The organism is Micromonospora sp. Llam0, assembly GCF_003751085.1.
Taxonomy (GTDB): Bacteria; Actinomycetota; Actinomycetes; order Mycobacteriales; family Micromonosporaceae; genus Micromonospora_E.
Window position 1 is genome coordinate 2845927 of the sequence record NZ_RJJY01000001.1, and the last position, 18419, is coordinate 2864345.

An 18419-nucleotide genomic window follows, 5' to 3' on the forward strand; every position below is an offset into this window, starting at 1 on the left:
CGTCACCTTCAGGCGACCGTGACGACCACGATGACGAACCCCACGTGCGCAACCATCGCCAGCACGCGGACCCAGTCGGTGCGCCGCAGCCGTTCGATCTCCCGCGTCTCGGCGGTCCGGCGGATACGCAGCTGGATCGGAATCTGGATGAGCGCGGCCGACGCCCACGAGACGGCCAGCACAGCCATGCTCGCCCATAGCGGCCACGCCGGGATGCCATCCGGCGCGACGGCCAGCAGAACGATCAACAAGGCGGTGAGCAAGACCTTCGGAAGCACGTAGACGACCCCGCTGCCGTGGCCCTGCGCGGTTTGCACAGCCCGGAACTCGCCGCGCGCGACGGCCGGCCAGCCGGAGAAGACGGCGAAGTGTTCCATGAGGCAACCGGCGAGGCAGTATGCGGACAGCATCGCGTAGATCAGCAGCCAGCTGTCGGTAGTCACGGTGATTCTCCTCAGAAGACGGCGACGGTCCGGCCGCCGTATGCCGGGCTCTCGACCTCGGCGATCATGGCGGCGGCGACGTCCGCGCGGGAAACCTTGGGCGGCATGAACCGCCACGATCGGTCGAGTTCGTCCACCGGCGTCACCGTGGCCCGGCCTGTCGCCGCCCCGCCGGTGAGGATCACGGGATGGAAGATCGTGCAGTTCGGGCCCGACACGACCTCGTCAGCGGCCGCCTTGTCGGCGAATCCGGCCCCCAGCACACGACGCTGGATGAATGCGTAGAGCGGCCCGGCGCGGCGATGCGATGCTCCGATGCCGAACGAGCCCATCCAGGCCACGCGGGACGGCATGGCGTCGGTGATCGCGCGGGCCCCGGCGCTGAGCGTGCCCGTCGGCCCCTTTCCCCGGCTGCCGAGCGCGCTGACGACCGCGTCAGCATCACGGCACGCCGCAGCGACCCGGCCCGGCTCGTGTACGTCCGCTTGCCTGACCTCGAGGCCGACGTCAACCGCATCAGACAAGGCCTCGGGCCGCCGCGCGAGCGCCACAACGTGATGGCCGTGCCGGCGTGCGATGGCCAGAACCTGCCGGCCGGTAGCGCCGGTAGCGCCTAGAACAACGATGCGCATGATCCCTCTTTCTGAGACAGGATGTCTCAGAGATGCTGGCACGGCATCCGTTCCGAGTCAAGAAGTCTCACAAGTGCGCGATCGCCACTCCGAACACCCACGACCGCCCGAAGGGCGTACAGGTCCATCGACCACAGCCCGACGGTGCGCTGCACCGGCACGATGGAGGGTCGGTCCGCAAGAACACCCGCCGCCGCACCGTCGAGTACTCCATCGGCTGGCCGTTCGGTGAGCCGGAACGTGCCGCGATCACCGCCCTGCCCGTATCGGCGTCAACCGAGCAAGTCCGCAACGCGTCGTACCAACCGTGATCGGCACGCGATGCCGTTGGTGGCGGCAAACACGCGTCGTGGCCTGAGCCGGGCCGCCGTCCACATAGCGGATCACGACAAGACACCCCGGTACGCAGCGCCTGATCGCCGACCCGGGCTGCCCCGTCCAACCCTGAAACGATCGTCGCAGCTACATGAGCAGAAGTTCCTCGCGAAGAACGGTCATGTAGTTGGAGATCAACTCGGGCCTCGGACACAAACCAGTACCTGATCGATCGAGGTCAGCCTCCTCATCTCAGTTTGGGGAGGCTTCTTTCTGGCCGGCGCGCTGAACGCAGCGGCTGTTGGTTGCCATCTGCTCGTGGTGAGACGCCGGGCTGGTGCCGGCGTCTCACGGGTCACAGCGGATTCGTTTTGTGGTCAGGCCGGGCGCAGGCTGATCAGATCCGGTACTCCGTACCGAGACGAAGGTTGATGTCCAGGCCCGCGTGGGTGTAGTAGTTCAAAATGCTGAACAGGGCGAAGACCAGTCCGCTGCCGAACCAGAGCCACCGCGCGGCGGTGAGCAGCCAGCCCGGACGCAGGCGGCTCAGCGGTGCCAGGATGGCACCGAGGCCGGCAGCCAGGTAGAGCAGCACGAAGAAGGTGTTCTCCACCAGTGGATAGCCGTTGAGCAGCCCGGTGATGGGTTCGGCGGCCGGCGCGCCGCCGACGATCTCGAACCGTGCGATGGCGGCGGCACAGGCGATCAGGACGCCGCCGAGTCCGATGACGACCACGGCGACCGGGGTGAGGTCCACCTGTTGCAGACCGGCGAGGTCGCCACGCAGGTGCCAGAGGTAGACCGCTGCGGCGAGCAGCAAGACGCCCAGGATCAGGCACGGCTCGCCGAAGATGAAGTTGAGCGGCGGGTTGACGGTCAACGGCCAGGTGGTCGCCATCAGCGCGCCCAGCGGCGCGAGGACCAGGCCGAGCGCGCCGAATACCACCGCCCACAGCCGCGGGTCGAAGGTGCCACCGGCTGGTTCCACCGCCACCGACCGGTCCTGCGCTGGATCGGGATCCGCGCTGTCGACAGCCGGCAGGGCGGCTGCGGCGGCACGCCGCAGCAGCAGCGACACGAGGATCAATGCCAGCCCGGCGACCACTCCCATGGACGTGTTGTAGAGAATCACGTGCCCTCCCTCATGTGGTGTCGACCCTTGCCTGGGATCGGTGCCGTGTCGTCGGCATCCGCCCGTCACCATGACCGCGGCCGCCGCTGCCTGGGCAGCGGCACTGCGCGGTCGGATCCGCCCGGTCGTCCGCAACCGCGACGGCGAGCGATTCCGTGCTGCCCGCGCTGCCGTCGCCGGCTGTCGGCGCGTCGCGGTCCGGGAGTCGCTCGTCGAGTTCGGCAATCTGGCCCCAGGTGGCACCGGCTGGAGCGGATCCGCGTGGCGATTCATCCGTGACCACAGTGGTCGCCGGTCCGCGTCGCATCCAACCAATGGTCAGCCTGACTGTAACCACATAGCCACTTTACGTAGCGAAACCCTGTTGGCGCTAGGGGTTTGACCGGGCCATCTTGATCATCCATAGTGACGTTTGCCGGAACGTCAGGTGACCTGCCGGCGACTCGGCGTCGGGGCGGCAGCACCAGATACATTGGACAGAATGCCACGCCATGAGCCACATATCTCCCACCGACCGCCGACCCGCCCGCGCCAGGGCCGAAGCAGGCTGTCCTATCGATACAGCCCACACCGGACGGCAAGAAGACCGCCATGCGACTTCGAGCGATGATCACTACCGACTCCGCGCTTTCGGCCGCCACCGCGACGGCCGTCGTCGTCGGCCTGAGCCAGTCCCCGGCAGCCTGGGACCTGGCCGGCCACAGTTGGTCCAACTGATGCCGGCCGCCGCTTCCGCGCCTTACCGGTCCCCGGTCCAGGCCGCTTCCAGGATGGTGGTCAGGCTCGCGGTGTCGGTCGGGCCCGGATGGTTCTGGATCAAGCGGGTGACGCCACTGGCCATCTCCGCGAAGCGGGGCAGGTCGGCACGGGCCACGCCGATGTCCGCCAAGGTGGGAGGGATGCCGATGTCGGCAAGGAGCCCGTTGAGCCAGGTGAGGAACGCATCTGCGGCCTCGGCCTCCGAGGCGTCGGTCACGTCGAGCCCGCAAACCCCGGCGAGGATGGCCAGCCGGTCGGCGATGGCATACCTGGCCGCGTCCAGCGCGTAGGGCAGTAGCAGCCCGACGCCCAGGCCGTGCGGCGTGTGGGTGGCTGCGCCGATGGGGTATTGGAGGGCATGCGGGGCCGCGTTGCCTGCGTGGGAGAACGCGAGCCCGGCTAGCACGGACCCATAGGACATGTCCGCGCGCGCGTCCTTGTCGCCTCCGTCCCGGACCGCACGACGCAAGCTACGGGCGATCCGCTCCGCAGCCAGGAGCGCGTAGTGGTCGGTGACCGGGTTGCGACCGAGGAACACCTGCTCCACCGGGTCGCGCGGTCCGTGGGCCCGGGGTCGCGCGGTGTAGCTCTCCACCGCATGACAAAACGCGTCGATGCCCGAGTGGGCGGTGACGGTCGCAGGGCAGGTGTAGGTGAGTTCGGGGTCGACGATGGCGAAGTCGGGCACGATGTGGACGCTGGAAACCCCCACCTTCAGCTCGCGGTCCGGGTCGGTCAACACCGATACGGGTGTGAGCTCGGAGCCGGTGCCGGACGTCGTCGGGACCGCGACGAGCGGAATCGTCGGCCCCGGCACCTTCGACTCGCCGTAGAAATCGCGCGGCGTCCCACCGTGGCGCCGGATGACGCCGACGATCTTGGCGAGGTCGATCACCGTGCCACCCCCGATGGCGAGGATCACGTCGGCGTCCACCTCCGCGGCGACCGAGACGGCCAGGGCGACATCGGCGAGCGGCACGTCTGAAGTGGCGTCGGCGAACACCTCGACGATCTCGACCTTCTCCCGCACGGCGGCGACGATCTCGGCCACGCCCGGCTGTCCCAGTAGAACCTGGTCGGTCACGATGAGGACTCGCGAGCCACTCTCGGCCACCACTCGTGGGATGTTCTGCGCGACCCCTTCGCCCACTATCAGCTGGCGTGGTCCGCGGACGGTCTCAAGCATGTCAGTGCCTCTCCGAACGTCGGCGGTGACTAGCTGGGCGGGACGTCCAGCTCATCTGCGAGACCGGGACGGCGTCGGCGAGGCTGGCCGCCAGGTACGCCCGGAGCAGCCGGTCGGTCACGGTAGGTCGATCGCCGCGTAGGTGAGGTCGAGGTACTCGAGGATGCCCTCGTGCGACCCCTCCCTGCCGATCCCGGACTGCTTCACGCCTCCGAACGGAGCTGACGGGTCCGAGATCAGCCCACGGTTGATGCCCAGCATCCCCGTCTCCAGCCCTTCGGTGAACCGCAGCGCCCGCTGCAGGTCACGGGTGAAGATGTATCCGACCAGGCCGTGCTCGGTGTCGTTGGCCTTTGCCATCACCTCGTCATCGGACGTGAACGAGATGATCGGCGCCACCGGACCGAAGATCTCCGCCGCCAGCATCCGCGCGTCCTCGGGCACGTCGACGACAACCGTAGGCGGATAGAAGTGGCCCGGGCCATCCGGACGCTCGCCGCCCACCAAGACACGGGCGCCGCGATCGACCGCGTCGGCGACCAGCTCGTCGATCTTGGCGACCGAGGCCTCGTCGATCAACGCCCCGACGTCCACACCCTCGTCGAGACCATGGCCCACCGAGAGCGCGCCCATCCGCTCGGCGAAGCGCGCCGTGAACTCCTCGCGCACCGGCTCCTCGACGTAGATCCGGTTGGCCGCGATACAGGACTCCCCGATGTTGCGCATCTTGGCCACCATGGCACCGTCGAGCGCGACGTCCAGATCCGCGTCGGCACACACGATCAACGCCGCGTTGCCGCCCAGTTCCATGGAGGTGCGCAGCACGTTGTCCGCCGCCTGTCGGAGCAGCACGCGCCCGACCTCGGTCGACCCGGTGAACGAAAGCTTGCGGGTCCGACGGTCGGCTAGCAGTGCGGAGACCACTTTGCCGGCACGTTTGGTTGTCACCACGTTGACGACGCCCAGGGGTACGCCGACCTCCTCCATGATGCGGGCCAGGAACAGCATGGTGAGTGGCGTCTGAGCTGCTGGCTTGGTGAGCGTCGTGCAGCCCGCCGCCAGCGCGGGAGCGATTTTGCGGGCACCCATGGCCAACGGAAAGTTCCAGGGCGTCACGAAGACGCACGGTCCGACCGGCTTCGGTACGGTGAGGATGCGATATCCACCTGCGGGAGCGGTGCTGTAGCGCCCCTCGACGCGCACCGCCTCCTCGGCGAACCAGCGGAAGAACTCGGCGCCGTAAACCACCTCGGCCCGAGCCTCGGCGAGCGGCTTGCCCATCTCGAGCGTTATCAGCCGGGCGACCTCCTCGGATCGCTCGGTCAGTGCCCGGTACGTCGCGGTCAACAGCTCTGACCGTTTCCGCGGTGGGGTCGCCGCCCACTGCGTCATCGCCTTGCTCGCCATGTCCAGAGCGGCGAGGCCGTCGACGACGTCGGCGTCCGCCACCTCGGCGATGGTCTTGCCGGTGGCCGGGTCCTCGACGGAGAAGGTGGCACCGCTTGCAGCGTCGCGCCAGGCGTCGCCGATCCGGAGCCGCCGGTGCTCGGGGGCCAGGACGTTCATCGGGTCACTCATTGCGTCGCCTCCTGCGAGCTTCTGGTGATGTCGAGCGTGACCTCGGCGATCGCGTCCGACACGGCTACCTTCCCGCCTCGGACAGCGACAGCCCGGTAGCCGCGTCGAACAGGTGCGCACGGTCCAGGTCGACCGTGACGACCAGGCGCTCGCCCGGCGTACCGGTGACGGTGGGTCGCGCCTTGATCTTGAGGATCTTCGTCCCCACTCGGACGTCGACCACGGTGCGGTCACCGAGCGGTTCGAGTCCGTAGAGCTCCCCCGGCAACGACGCGTCCCCACGCTGCTCGACGGACAGATCCTCGGCGCGCAGGCCCAGTAGCAGCGCACGACCGTCCTCAGCGGTGGTCCAGCGGGGCCTCGGCAGCGTCCAGCCTTCCGCACCAACCAGACGATCTCCCTCGGCGCGGCAGGCGAGCAGGCTGATCGGCGGGCTCCCGACAAATCCCGCGACCCACTGGTTGGCTGGCCGCTCGTACACCTCGGTCGGCGTTCCGACCTGTTGCACCTTCCCCTCCTTGAGGACCGCGACATGGTCGGCCATGGACAAGGCCTCGACCTGGTCGTTGGTCACGTAGACGAAGGTTGCGCCGAGGCTGCGGTGGATGCGGGTGAGCTCGGTGCGCATCTCGACGCGGAGCTTGAGGTCGAGGTTCGTCAGTGGCTCGTCCATGAGAAACGCGCGCGGGCGACGGACCAGCGCCCGGGCCAGGGCGACACGCTGCATCTCACCGCCCGACAACTGCGCGGGCCGACGCTGCAGCAGACGTTCGATGTGCAGCAGGCTCGACATCTGCTCGACGGCAGCGGCGATCTCGGTCGGAGAACAGCGGCGTGCCCGCAGCGGCGAAGCGATGTTCTCGTACGCCGTGTGTCGCGGGTAGAGGGCGTAGCTCTGGAACACCATGGCCAGGTCGCGTGCGGCCGGGGTGTCACCGGTCGCGTCCCTCCCGTCCAGATGCACCGACCCGGCGTCGAGCTTCTCAAGGCCGGCGATCGCTCGCAGGGTCGTCGTCTTGCCTGCCCCGGATGGTCCGAGCACGACGAAGAACGAGCCCTCCGGCACATCCAGCGTCACCCCGTCCAGGGCTCGGACTTTGCCGAAGGACTTGCACAGCCCGTTCACTGCCACGGTTCCCATCAGGCCACCAGCTCTTCCGTGCTCACGTCGTAGACCGCCGGGGTCCCGCCGATATGCCGCAGCCCGACCGATGCGTCAGCGGCGAAACGGACAGTCGGTGGCATCCGAACCCGGACGTCACGCTGGCCGCTGTGGTCGACCACGTAGATGATCTCGTCGCCCAGCCACTCCGCCGAGACCACCCGGGCCGGGACCGAACGGTCCGCACCTGGTTCGGTGACTTCCAGCGCCTCCGGCCGGACGCCGGCGACCAGGCGACGGTCGCGCGGCGGGCCCGGCGGTGGCGGGAGAACCAGTCCGCCCTGACTGCACAGCTTCCCGTCGACCAGTTCCACCTCGATCAGGTTCATCGGCGGGGAGCCGATGAACGCGGCGCAGAAGAGACTCGCCGGACGGTCGTAGACTTCCAGCGGCGTGCCGATCTGCTCGACGCGGCCCTTGTTGAGGATGGCGATTCGGTGACCGAGCGACATCGCCTCGACCTGGTCGTGGGTGACGTAGACCATCGTCGCCCCCAACTCCCCCTGCAGGTGCTTGATCTCCGTACGCATGTCCGCCCTCAGCTCCGCGTCCAGGTTGGTGAGAGGTTCGTCCATGAGGAACGCACGTGGTCGTCGGACCAGGGCGCGAGCGAGCGCGACGCGCTGCTGCTCCCCGCCGGACAGTTGGCGCGGTCGCCGGTCCAGGAGTGGACCAAGCCGCATCAGCCGGGCGGCCTCGTCGACCCGCTCGCGCACCTGCGGCTTGGGCAGTCCCTCGGCCCGCAGTGGGAACGCCAGGTTGTCGCGGGTTCTCAGATGCGGGTAGAGAGCGTAGAACTGGAACACCATGGCGATGTCGCGCTCGGCGGGCGGCAGGTCGTTGACCAGCGTGTCGCCGATAAGGATGTCGCCCGTCGTCTGCCTCTCCAGGCCGGCTATGGCCCGCAACGTGGTCGTCTTGCCGCAGCCCGAAGGGCCGAGCATCACGAACAGCTCGCCGTCGCCGATGGACAGATCCACGTGATCAACCGCGACCGTCCCGTCCGGGTAGCGCTTGTGCAGTGCGGTCACCTCGATACCCGCCATCAGCGTCGCACCGCCCCGAGCGTCACACCGGCGACGAGGTGCTTGCGCACCAGGTAGGCGAAGACGAGCACCGGCAGGGCGAACACCACGGAGGCAGCGGCCACCAGACCCCAGTCCACGGTGGTGCCACCGATGAGGCCCGCGATGGCGGGTGGGGCCGTACGCACGTCGTCGCTGGAGGTGAGGAAGATGGCGAACACGAACTCGTTCCAGGAGAAGATGAGCGCGAAGACCGCCGTCGCGGCGATGCCGGGCACGAGCAGGGGAAGGGTGAATCGCCGGAACGCCTGCAACCTGGTGTAGCCGTCGAGCATGGCGGCATCCTCGTACTCCGCGGGTACCTCGTCGACGAACCCCTTCATCATCCAGATGGTGAACGGGAGGTTGAACGCGGCGTAGATGAGGATCAGTCCGAGCTTGGTGTCGATGAGTCCGACCTGGCGGTACATGAGGAAGATCGGGACAACGACCACCACGGGCGGCATGAAGCGGGTGGACAGGATGAAGAAGAGTTGGTCCTTCTTGGCCTTCACGGCGAAGCGGGAGTAGGCCCACGCTGCCGGAACCCCCAGCACGGTGGCCAGCACCGTGGAGACCCCGGCGACCACGATGGAGTTGAGGAACGCGACGGACAAGGCTGAGCGACCGCCGGCGGAGCCGACGAACACGTCCTTGAAGTGGTCCATAGTGACTGTGAAGCCAAGAAACTTGGCTGGGATGGCGTAGACGTCCCGATTTTCCTTGATGGACGTCTCGATCATCCACAGCACCGGAAAGAGCATCACGACGGCCAGCGCGGTCAGCAGCACGACCTCCAGCACGGAGCGGCCTCGGCCGCCGAGGCGGCGCGCTGGGGGCGGGTTGTCCCGGGCAGAGCCTGAGGACACGGCCTCGTCGACGGAGACGGCCATCAGTCCTCCTTGAGCTTGTTCAGGTAGCGCAGGTAGAGCTGCGTGAGGATGATGACGACGAGGACCATGAGGATCCCGTATGCCGAGGCGGTCCCGGTGTTGAAGCCCAGGAACGCGACCTTGTAGACGTGGAACGACAACGTCTCGGTGGAGACGCCCGGACCTCCGCTCGTGAGGATGTAGACGAGGTCGAACAGCCGAAACGCCTCGATGGCCCTGAACAACACCGCGATGAGGAGCAGCGGCCACACCAGCGGAAGAGTGATATGGCGGAACCGGAACCACTCGGACGCCCGGTCGATCGAGGCGGCCTCGTACAGGTACTTGGGGACTGCGGTAAGGCCCGCAAGCGCGATGAGCATGATGAACGGCGTCCACTGCCAGGTGTCGACCAGGATGAGGGAGAACAGTGCGGTTCGCTGCTGGGTCAGCCACTCCACCTGCCCCAGGCCGAGCGAGCCGAGCATGCTGTTGATCACGCCGAACTGCGTGTCGAGCATGAATCGCCAGAACAGCCCGACCACGACCGGCGACAGCATCATCGGAACCAGGAACAGAGTAGTCAGCAGTCCTCGCCCGTGCGTGCGCCGTGAGATCAGGTACGCGATGGCGAAACCGAGCACGGTCTGCAGGGTGACCGCACCGAACACGTAGATCAACGTCGTCAAGGCCCTCTGGTGGACCTGCGACGACGTCAGGACGGCGGTGTAGTTCCCGAACCAGATGAAATGGGCGGGCCCCCCGCGGGTGGCCGAGTAGTCGGTGAACGACAGGTACAACGCCCACAGCAACGGGAACACCGACATCGCGAGCAGCAGCAGCAGGGCTGGGGCGATGAAGGCCACGGCGAGCCCGCGGTCACTCAGCCGGCGGGACCACCCCGGTGCAGGTGGCGTCGCAGACGTCACCTGCACCGGGCGGTCGGTCGTCAGAGGGGCGGCGTCACTCACAGTCCGCCGCCACCCTTACGGCCGCTGGAGTCGAGCACGCTCTGCTGCTCCCTGGCGATGTCGTCGAGCGCCTCCTTCGGCGTCTTCACTCCGTTGAGCGCCGCGTTCACGTTGGTGTTCTCGATGTCGACGAGACGCGCGTACTCAGGCACGTTCCACATGTCCCGCATCCGTGGAACCGAGTCGGTGTACACCTGGTTGAACGGCTGGGCGTCGAGGAACTCGGGCGACTGCAGCGCGTCCGTGCGCGATGGCACACCACCGGCCGAGGCCCACTTCTTCTGGATCTCAGCCTGCTCGAACCACTTCATGAAGTTCAGGGCCTCCGCCTGGTGCGCCTCGGAGGCGTAGGCCGACACGTGCATCCCCATGCCGCCGAGGGGCACCAGATCCGTCTTCTGGGTCGGCAGGGTGGCAAACCCCAGCTTGTCGAGAATCTCCTCGCGCGTGGTGCCGAGCGTCGACTGCTCCGGGTCGAGCAGGCCACCGCTCGCGGCGATCCAGTTGAACGCGATGCATGCCTTGCCCTGGGCGACCGCCGCGTTCACCTCGTCGATGAACCAGTTGCCGGAGCCCTTGGCGGTCAGCGGCTTCATCTTGTTGACCAGGACGTCCATCGCCTCGTGCCCCGCCTCGTCGTTGAGGACGCCGTCGATCTTGCGCTCCTTGGCGTTCCAGAGGTTGCCGCCGTAGACGCCGTTGACCGTGTTGTACGTGACGGCCGCGGCGTCGGAGCCGTTGGCCTGGTGGAAAGCCAGCCCGCTGACACCAGGGTTGTCCGCCTGGCACTTCTCGGCGACCGAGATCATCTGATCCCAGGTCTCCGGTGGCTCGTCGCCGATCAGATCCTTGCGGTAGATCATCGTCCAGGTGTCGCCGAGCAGTGGCAGGCCGTACAGGCTGGCGTTCTCGTCGCGTTGGCCGGTCTCGGCCTGGGGAAACTGGCCGTAGGCCGCCAGGAGGTACGGGTCGTAGGCCTCGACGTCGATGTTCTCGTTGACGAAGTCGGTGATGTCGAGAATGTTGCCGTTCGTCACGGCCTCGCCGATGTGTTGCGAGTCCAGGATCGCGATGTCGAAGTCGGTCTTGCGCGCGGCGAACTGGGTGAACATCGCGTCGTGCCAGTTCGCGTTCGGCACGGTGTTGACCTTGATGGTCACGTTCGGCCGCTCGGTTGTGTACTCCGCGTTCGCGAAGGCTTCCAGCGCGTGGGCGGGGGGCCAGTCGAACCAGATGAAGCTGAGGGTCAACGGGTCCTCGGTGAGCGTCGGGATGGTCGCCGGCGCCTTCGGGGCGCCCCCCTGCCCGCCGTCGTCCTGGCCGCCGCCGCAGGCCGCCACCATCGTGGCGACCAGCACGGCCGCCGCCGCCATCCGCGCCTTTCGCCCGGTGAAGGTTATTTGTCCGATACGCGTCTGATATCGCATCTTAGTGCCTGCTTTCTGGGTAGGGACTTCTTTGAGCCCTGCCGCATGCTTCGCCAAGCAGTCGCTGCGTTGTACAGGCGTGTCACCGTGCTGTCGCGGGGGACGACCCGCAGACCGGCGTCACGAGTACGCCGCGACGTACCGGGGTCATGCAGCCGAGAAGTCCTTCGGTCCTGGTGCGGCCCGGTGGCGAACCGAGCAGGGCGCCGAGCATGCTCATGGAAGCTTCAGGTGATCGAAGTAGAGCGCTGGCAGGCGGTTCGGCGATGGTGCAGGATTGCCAGCCTCCGTCACCGTTCCTATACGATTCGGGTGGACGGCGTCAGCATGCAGCAGCGTTGCGACCGATGTCAACAGGTTCGCGGAGACGCGAGAAGGGACCTCACGTCACGATGGACGACGAAGCGATGATCGCGCGGGGCCGTGGGGCCATGACGGGCGGAGCGCCGCCGGAACGATCTCGCGGCCGGCTTGCCGACGAGGTGTACGACACGCTGCTCGGACAGCTGATGTCGCTACGGATCGAGCCTGGCTCCCGCGTCACGATCGACGTACTGGCGCGAGAGCTGGGGGTCTCGCAGACGCCGATTCGAGACGCCCTGAACCGCATGGAGGCCGAGGGTCTGGTCGTGCGTGTGCCCCACGCCGGCTACCGCATTCCACCTCAAATCACCCGGCACCGATTCGAGGACATGCTCGAGATCCGCCTGCTCCTCGAGCCGGCAGCGGCGCGCAGATCCGCCGAGCGCGCATCCTCAGAGCAGGTGGTCGGTCTGCAACGGATGCTGGAGGAGATGGCAGAGCTGGAGGGGGGTAGCGGGCGCATGGCCTACGGTGCCTTCGGGCTGCGCGACGCCGCTTTTCACGATCTCATCGCCCTGAGCGCGGGGAACCAGGTCATCCGCGAAGCGCTCGCTCGCCTGCACACGCACGTGCACCTGTTCCGGCTTCTCCATGACACCCAGGTCACTCACCTGGCCATGGCCGAGCACGAAGAAGTTCTGGCCGCGATCGCCGCGCGTGACCCCGACGCCGCCGCCTACGCCATGCGTCGCCACATCCTGCTGTCCGGCGAGCGGTTCCGACGACTGTTCGACGAGGCCAAGGACGCGGACGGGATGGCGGTGAAGGCTTGACGGGCGGGCCGGGCCGGGGAATGCTAGCTCAAATCGGATCGGATCGTATTTGATCTACCTCACCCGCCCCCAGATGCGAGGAGAAGCAGGTGCCCAGAGCACTGCTCCTGACCGGCGACGCCGCCGAGGAGCTCGACACCATGTATCCCTACTACCGCGTACAGGAGGGCGGCTGGGACGTTGACGTCTCGTCACGGACGATGCGTGACGTACAGCTGGTCATCCACGAGTTCGACCCCAACTCCGACGCCTACGTGGAGAAGAATGGCCGGAAGCTGCCGGTCGACGTGCCCTGGGCGGAGGTCGACGTCGAGCGCTACGACGCCCTCATCATCCCCGGGGGACGTGCCCCCGAGTGGATCCGGGTCGACGCCGACGTCAGGCGCATCACCGAGCACTTCTTCGCGCGTGACCTCCCGATCGCGCTGGTGTGCCACGGCGCGCAGGTGCCAGCGGTGTACGGGCTGCTCAAGGGTCGAAGGACGGCGTGCTTCCCGCCCATCACCGGGGACATGGAGAACGCGGGCGCGACGGTCGTCGACGCTCCCGACGTCGTGGACGGCAACCTCGTCTCCTGCCGCGGATGGCCCGACATGCCGCAGTTCGGCAGGGCGATGATGGAGCTCTTCTCGAAGTCCGTCAAGCCCGCGTCGGCATGAGCACGCCTGGCCCGCACCGGTGACGGCACTTCGGACCGTCACCGTCGACGGCTCCCCCGTCCACGTCCTGGAGAGCGGCTCCGGGCCCGCAGTGCTGATGCTGCACGGCTCCGGACCCGGCACGACCGGGTCCGGAGCCTGGGCAACAACGTCGCAGGCGCTGGGCACATCCTGGCACCTGGTGGCTCCTGACCAGGCGGGGTTCGGCCGTACACCCATCCCGGCGGGCTCCCGAGGTGGGCTCCGGCTGTGGACGGAGCAGGCCGCCGGCCTGATGGATACTCTCGGTATCGAGTCATACTCCGTGGTGGGTCACTCCATGGGCGGTGCCGTGGCGCTGGCATTGGCGGCCACGCGCCCCCAGCGGGTCACCCATGTCGTGGCAGTTTCGACGATGGGCGCCCCTGGGGCGCCGCTGTCCGCCGAGCTCGACGCTATCTGGGCCGCCCCCGCCGGCCCGCTCGGGGCACGAGACATGCTGAGTCGCCTCGTCCTCGACCAAGCGCTCGTGACCGAGTCGGCCGTCGCTGCCCGTGCGGCTGCGATGCGAGCGGGTGCGGCCGCATTCGCGTCGTTGTTCCCCCCACCTAGGGCGCGGTGGGCCGACGAGCTCACCCTCTCGGCGCAGACGCTGGCCGAGGTCCACGCGCCCGTGCTGCTCGTCCACGGCGCCGAGGACCGGGTCACCCCGCTCGCGACGGCAGCCCTGCCCCTGCTCGAACACCTGGCCGATGTCCGTCTGCACGTGCTCGGCCGATGCGGGCACGTGCCGGCGATCGAGCACCCGCTCGAGTTCAGGCAACTGCTGTCGTGCTTCCTCCGGCGCGACCGCTATCACTAACTTGCTGCGGCAGGACCGCAGCCCGCGTCGAGTGCCGAAGAAGAGTTTCGGTGACGCACCTGGCCGGATGAGCAGCCCGGGTACGTCCTGTGACAGCCGCGAGGTGGTCCACCGTCCGATACCTACGCAGCCGGTTCCAGTTTCGCCGAACGGGCACCGGCATATCGGTCGACGGCCCACAGCAGAGGGCCACTGAGCCCGGTGGTGATCAACGCCATGATGATCAGCGCCAGGAACAGACCGGGAGCAAGGATGCCCGCGCTGTAGCCGGCCTGGAGAACGGCGATCTCCGTGAGGCCACGCGTGTTCATCAGTGCCGCCAGCTTGAGACTCGCGAGTCGCGACTGCGCACCCAGGCGGGCACCCGCATAACTGCCCGCCAGCTTCGAGACGATCGCAAGGACGGTGGCGATGACGATCGCCTCCCAGGAGACGACGTTCGGCACGCCGGCCGCCAGCGCCGCTCCGGTGAGGGTGAACTTGACTTCCTCCCCGCCCTAAGGGACGGGGATTCCCTGGGTCGCCCCAGGGGGTTCCTGTTTCACCGACGACCGCCCCGTCCGAGAGGAGGACTCCCGGTGAGGTCTTACACCGCCTCCACAGGCAATCACGGAGAGCCCCTCCGCGAGAATGTTGCGGGCCGCGTTCACGTCCCGGTCATGGGCCTGCCCGCACCGGCAGGTCCACGACCGGACCGCCAACGGCATCCGCTCGGCCAGTACGCCACACGCGGAGCACAGTCGGGTCGACGGGAACCAGCGGTCCACGACCACCAGATCGCGGCCGTACCAGTCGGTCTTGTAGGTCAGCATGCTGCGGAACCGCCGCCAGCCCGCATCCGAGACGGCGCGGGCCAGACTGTGATTGGCCATCATGTTGCGGACGGTCAGGTCCTCGATCACGATCGTTTGGTTTTCACGAACGAGCCGAGTGGTCAACTTGTGCAGGTGATCGCGGCGGCGGTCGGCGATCCGGGCATGAACCCGGGCCACCGCCAACCGGGCCTTGGCCCGGTTCGCCGAACCTCGGGCCTTGCGCGCGAGGTTCCGCTGGGCCCGGGCCAGCCGATCGCGGTCGCGGCGTTCGTGCTTCGGGTTGGGGATCTTCTCCCCGGTGGACAGGGTGAACAGGCTGTCGAGGCCGGCGTCGACCCCCACCACGGCACCCGACGCCGGGGCCGGTTCGATCCGGTCGTCGCAGAGCAGGGACACGAACCAGCGGCCCGCCGGGTCCTGCGACACGGTCACCGTCGACGGCGCCGCACCCTCCGGCAACGGTCGGGACCAGACGATGTCCAACGGATCGGACATCTTCGCCAGGGTCAGCCGACCGTCGCGCCACCGGAACGCGCTGGCGGTGTACTCCGCCGACCGACGCGACCGCTTCCTCGACTTGAACGTCGGATACCGGGCCCGTCTGGCCCAGAAGTTGGTGAACGCGGTCTGCAGGTGCCGCAGCGCCTGCTGCAGAGGGACGCAGGAGACGTCGTTGAGGAACGCGAGGTCGTCGGTCTTCTTCCACGCGGTGAGCATCGCCGACGTCGCGTTGTAGGTGATCCGTTGCCGGTGTTGGGTCCACGCCTCGGTGCGGGCGGCCAGGGCCATGTTGTAGACCAGCCGGACACAGCCGAACGTCCGGGCGAGCTCGGCGGCCTGCCCGGGGGTGGGGTAGAAGCGGTACCTGAACGCCCGCTTCACGGTCCGGGACACAGTCCACAGTCTAGCGATTCGGTCGTGAGCCGTGGGGTTGCGTGTGGGGTGGACGCCGATCCGCCTTGGCGGCGGATCGGCTTTGCCTGCCCTGCTCCGCAGGGGTTCCGTTTCCTCCCCGGCCTGAAGGCCGGAGTATCCACGGAAGGACTCTGATGACCGGGAGCAGCAGGCGGCCGAGCCGGCCCAGTTGGTGGCTCACCCGCGCCCAGGCCCCGTCGCCGGGAAGGGCGAAGCCCACCAGGACAGCCCCGAAGATCTCGGTGAGACCGAGCCCTCTGGTGGTCTGCGAAGCGGCATAGGCGATGACAGCGACCAAGATCATGGCCGCGTACGGGTACCGGCTCGCCAGCGTTTCGAGTGCCTTGGTCCGGGCGATCCACCGGACCGCCAGCACCGCTGGAATACCGCAGAGGAGTACGGTCACCGCTTTGACGGCACCATCCTGTCCGGTGGCGAGACCGATAGCGACGGCCAGCACCACCCAGGTGACAGCGTCGATGGCCACGGCTGAGGTCATGGCGAGCCGGCCGATCCTGGTGTTCTCCATCCGCCGGTCCCGCAGGATGCCCGCGAGCACCGGGACCGCCGTGACCGCCAGCGAGACAGCCAGCATCAGTGTCAACGCCGCAGGCGACGCCTCTCTCTCCCCGTTACCTTTTTGATCGTCCCCAGCCGGGGACGGCTCGGTCGCCCGGCTCGGTATGACTGAATGCCCCTGTCGTACGCATGATCCGGGGGGTGTTGTCGCCGAGCCGGGTGGCGTCGGCGGACCGCTGATAGGGACCCGGCCACCCCGTCCGTGGGGTAGGTCTCTCCGTAACGTGGATGCCGGCAGTCCGACGCTATGACCGGCGGCCGAGCCAGGCCATCGCCGTGAGGAGGCAAGCTGTGCACGACGGGTTCGGCGTCTTCATCGGACTCGACGTCGGCAAGGAAGGACACCACGCGGTCGCGTTGAACCGCGACGGCAAACGGCTGCACGACGCGACCCTGCCCAACACCGAAGCCGGGCTGCGGAAACTGTTCGACAAACTCGCCCGGCACGGCCGGATCCTGGCCGTGGTCGACCAGCCCGCCTCAATCGGCGCGCTACCCGTCGCGGTCGCCCGCGCCTGCGGCCACCAGGTGGCCTACCTACCCGGTCTGGTCATGCGCCGGCTGGCCGACCTGCACCCCGGCACCGCGAAGACCGACGCCCGCGACGCGTACGTCATCGCCGACGCCGCCCGTACCCTGCCTCACACCCTGCGTCGGGTCGACACCGGCGATGAGGCCCTGGCAGAGCTGGAGGTGATGGTCGGCTATGACGACGACCTCGCCGGCGAGGTCACCCGCGTGGGCAACCGCATCCGGGGCCTGCTCACCCAGATCCACCCACCCCTGGAACGTGTTCTGGGACCGAAACTGCAGCACCCCGCCGTCCTGGAGGCCATCTCGCGGTGCGGCGGACCCACCGGGCTACGCAGGGCCGGCCGGGCGAAACTCACCGAGATCGTCAAGGCCCGCGCGCCACGCATGGGTGCCCGCCTGGTCGAACAGATCTTCACCGCGCTCGACGCGCAGACCGTCGTGGTCCCCGGCACCACCGCCGCCGAAACCGTCCTTCCCCGACTCGCCGACAGCCTGCGTGACCTGCTGCGCCAACGCGACCAGGTCGCCGAACAGGTCGAGGGGATGCTTGATGCGCACCCTCTCGCCCCGGTCCTGACCTCGATGCCCGGCATCGGCGTCAGGACCGCGGCCCGCATTCTGCTCGAAGTCGGCGACGGCAGCTCGTTCCCCACCGCCGGCCACCTGGCCGCCTACGCCGGTCTGGCCCCGGTCACCCGCCGCTCCGGCACCAGCATCCGTGGTGAACACCCGCCCAAGGGCGGCAACAAGCAGCTGAAACGCGCGTTCTTCCTGTCCGCGTTCGCCGCCCTGGCAGACCCGCTCAGCCGCGCCTACTACGACCGCAAACGCGCTGAGGGCAAGAAGCACAACGCCGCCCTTATCTGCCTCGCCCGCCGCCGCGTCGACGTCCTCCACGCCATGCTCCGCACCCAACGGCCATACCAGCCCACACCGGCGGACGAACCCCGCCTCGCTGCTTGACACAACCCATAGGGACACCCCCCCCCACAGGTCGGCGCCGCCCACCGTCAACACCCAGGCCGCGAGCAGTACGCCGGACACCATGGCCGGTAGGGTGGACCCCGCCGACAACCAGGCCACGGCTCGACCGGAGAGCCGTTCGCCACCCTGCCGAATGCCATGGGCGACGCTCACCAGAAACAGGGCGAGACCGAAGTGCCCCAGAAACTCGAGCACCTCCCGCCCCTGCGGTCTCCGGCGCGCCCCAGCCCACCTGTGACGCCCAGCAACAGGCAGACGGTGATCTCAAGGACGATCTCCGGCTGCTTGAGCCTCCCCGCCAGCCAGCGCCCCACCGCCGCCGTAACCAGCACGCCGGCCAGAACGAGCGCCAGCGTGCCGGCTATGAGCGCGTCCAACCGCGCCTCCCTATCGGAGCGTCGACTGTTTCCGACTC

At 68.1% G+C, this 18419-nt stretch carries 18 protein-coding genes and 1 pseudogene; 5 read left to right on the top strand and 14 right to left on the bottom strand.

Annotated features, from left to right (window positions below; all coding sequences use genetic code 11):
• Window positions 1–8 precede the first annotated feature (8 nt).
• Both EDC02_RS12535 and EDC02_RS12540 read right to left on the bottom strand, forming a co-directional pair.
• On the bottom strand, window positions 9–443 hold the full coding sequence (locus tag EDC02_RS12535) for a hypothetical protein (protein WP_199757618.1): 435 nt from the start codon (window positions 441–443) through the stop codon (window positions 9–11).
• 11 nt (window positions 444–454) lie between these two features.
• A complete protein-coding gene (locus tag EDC02_RS12540; RefSeq protein ID WP_123602096.1) occupies window positions 455–1075 on the bottom strand; it encodes an NAD(P)-dependent oxidoreductase in 621 nt (206 codons plus the stop codon).
• Between the two features lie 32 nt (window positions 1076–1107).
• Here EDC02_RS12540 and EDC02_RS12545 point away from each other — a divergent pair, with 32 nt between their 5' ends.
• Entirely contained in the window at window positions 1108–1386 is a 279-nt protein-coding gene (locus tag EDC02_RS12545) for a hypothetical protein (RefSeq protein ID WP_123602097.1), read from the top strand.
• A 401-nt stretch (window positions 1387–1787) separates the two neighbouring features.
• Here the strand turns inward: EDC02_RS12545 and EDC02_RS12550 are convergent, their stop codons facing one another.
• The 8 genes from EDC02_RS12550 to EDC02_RS12585 form a co-directional block, all read right to left on the bottom strand.
• Window positions 1788–2522 carry a DUF981 family protein gene (locus EDC02_RS12550; protein WP_158632177.1) on the bottom strand — a complete coding sequence of 245 codons (735 nt, stop codon included), beginning with the start codon at window positions 2520–2522 and terminating at the stop codon, window positions 1788–1790.
• A gap of 739 nt (window positions 2523–3261) precedes the next feature.
• On the bottom strand, window positions 3262–4467 hold the full coding sequence (locus EDC02_RS12555) for an iron-containing alcohol dehydrogenase (RefSeq protein ID WP_123602099.1): 1206 nt from the start codon (window positions 4465–4467) through the stop codon (window positions 3262–3264).
• Window positions 4468–4584: 117 nt separating this feature from the next.
• A complete protein-coding gene (locus tag EDC02_RS12560) occupies window positions 4585–6045 on the bottom strand; it encodes an NAD-dependent succinate-semialdehyde dehydrogenase (RefSeq protein ID WP_123602100.1) in 1461 nt (486 codons plus the stop codon).
• Between the two features lie 64 nt (window positions 6046–6109).
• Entirely contained in the window at window positions 6110–7186 is a 1077-nt protein-coding gene (locus EDC02_RS12565) for an ABC transporter ATP-binding protein (RefSeq protein ID WP_123602101.1), read from the bottom strand.
• Window positions 7186–8253 (bottom strand): ABC transporter ATP-binding protein, encoded by a 1068-nt coding sequence (locus EDC02_RS12570; RefSeq protein ID WP_123602102.1) that lies wholly within the window; start codon window positions 8251–8253, stop codon window positions 7186–7188. Before EDC02_RS12570 ends, EDC02_RS12565 begins: the two co-directional genes overlap by 1 nt.
• Window positions 8253–9164: a carbohydrate ABC transporter permease gene (locus tag EDC02_RS12575; protein ID WP_123602103.1), complete on the bottom strand. Its 912-nt coding sequence runs from the start codon at window positions 9162–9164 to the stop codon at window positions 8253–8255. Before EDC02_RS12575 ends, EDC02_RS12570 begins: the two co-directional genes overlap by 1 nt.
• Complete coding sequence (locus EDC02_RS12580; protein ID WP_233605886.1) at window positions 9164–10078, bottom strand: carbohydrate ABC transporter permease; 915 nt, start codon at window positions 10076–10078, stop codon at window positions 9164–9166. The genes EDC02_RS12575 and EDC02_RS12580 overlap by 1 nt, the downstream gene beginning before the upstream one ends.
• A 32-nt stretch (window positions 10079–10110) precedes the next feature.
• Complete coding sequence (locus EDC02_RS12585; RefSeq protein WP_233605887.1) at window positions 10111–11598, bottom strand: extracellular solute-binding protein; 1488 nt, start codon at window positions 11596–11598, stop codon at window positions 10111–10113.
• A 335-nt stretch (window positions 11599–11933) separates the two neighbouring features.
• Between EDC02_RS12585 and EDC02_RS12590 the strand changes: the two genes are divergently transcribed.
• From EDC02_RS12590 to EDC02_RS12600, 3 genes are all read left to right on the top strand, one after another.
• A complete protein-coding gene (locus tag EDC02_RS12590) occupies window positions 11934–12677 on the top strand; it encodes a GntR family transcriptional regulator (RefSeq protein ID WP_123602106.1) in 744 nt (247 codons plus the stop codon).
• Window positions 12678–12766: 89 nt separating this feature from the next.
• The gene (locus EDC02_RS12595) at window positions 12767–13336 is read left to right on the top strand and encodes a DJ-1/PfpI family protein (protein WP_123602107.1); all 570 of its coding nucleotides are present in this window, start codon (window positions 12767–12769) and stop codon (window positions 13334–13336) included.
• Between the two features lie 97 nt (window positions 13337–13433).
• On the top strand, window positions 13434–14177 hold the full coding sequence (locus EDC02_RS12600) for an alpha/beta fold hydrolase (RefSeq protein ID WP_233606385.1): 744 nt from the start codon (window positions 13434–13436) through the stop codon (window positions 14175–14177).
• Window positions 14178–14299: 122 nt separating this feature from the next.
• On the opposite strand, the pseudogene EDC02_RS12605 reads toward EDC02_RS12600, so the two are convergent.
• From EDC02_RS12605 to EDC02_RS12615, 3 genes and pseudogenes are all read right to left on the bottom strand, one after another.
• Window positions 14300–14644 (bottom strand): annotated as a pseudogene (locus EDC02_RS12605) (cation:proton antiporter); the annotation flags it as partial.
• Between the two features lie 30 nt (window positions 14645–14674).
• Window positions 14675–15886 carry an RNA-guided endonuclease TnpB family protein gene (locus EDC02_RS12610; protein WP_123602110.1) on the bottom strand — a complete coding sequence of 404 codons (1212 nt, stop codon included), beginning with the start codon at window positions 15884–15886 and terminating at the stop codon, window positions 14675–14677.
• A 10-nt stretch (window positions 15887–15896) separates the two neighbouring features.
• Window positions 15897–16502: a cation:proton antiporter gene (locus EDC02_RS12615; RefSeq protein WP_123602111.1), complete on the bottom strand. Its 606-nt coding sequence runs from the start codon at window positions 16500–16502 to the stop codon at window positions 15897–15899.
• A gap of 260 nt (window positions 16503–16762) precedes the next feature.
• Here EDC02_RS12615 and EDC02_RS12620 point away from each other — a divergent pair, with 260 nt between their 5' ends.
• Window positions 16763–17983, top strand: coding sequence for an IS110 family transposase (locus tag EDC02_RS12620; RefSeq protein ID WP_370461445.1), 1221 nt, complete (start codon window positions 16763–16765; stop codon window positions 17981–17983).
• A gap of 170 nt (window positions 17984–18153) precedes the next feature.
• Here EDC02_RS12620 and EDC02_RS12625 read toward each other — a convergent pair whose 3' ends face one another.
• Window positions 18154–18381 (bottom strand): hypothetical protein, encoded by a 228-nt coding sequence (locus EDC02_RS12625; RefSeq protein ID WP_123602113.1) that lies wholly within the window; start codon window positions 18379–18381, stop codon window positions 18154–18156.
• Window positions 18382–18419: the final 38 nt, after the last annotated feature.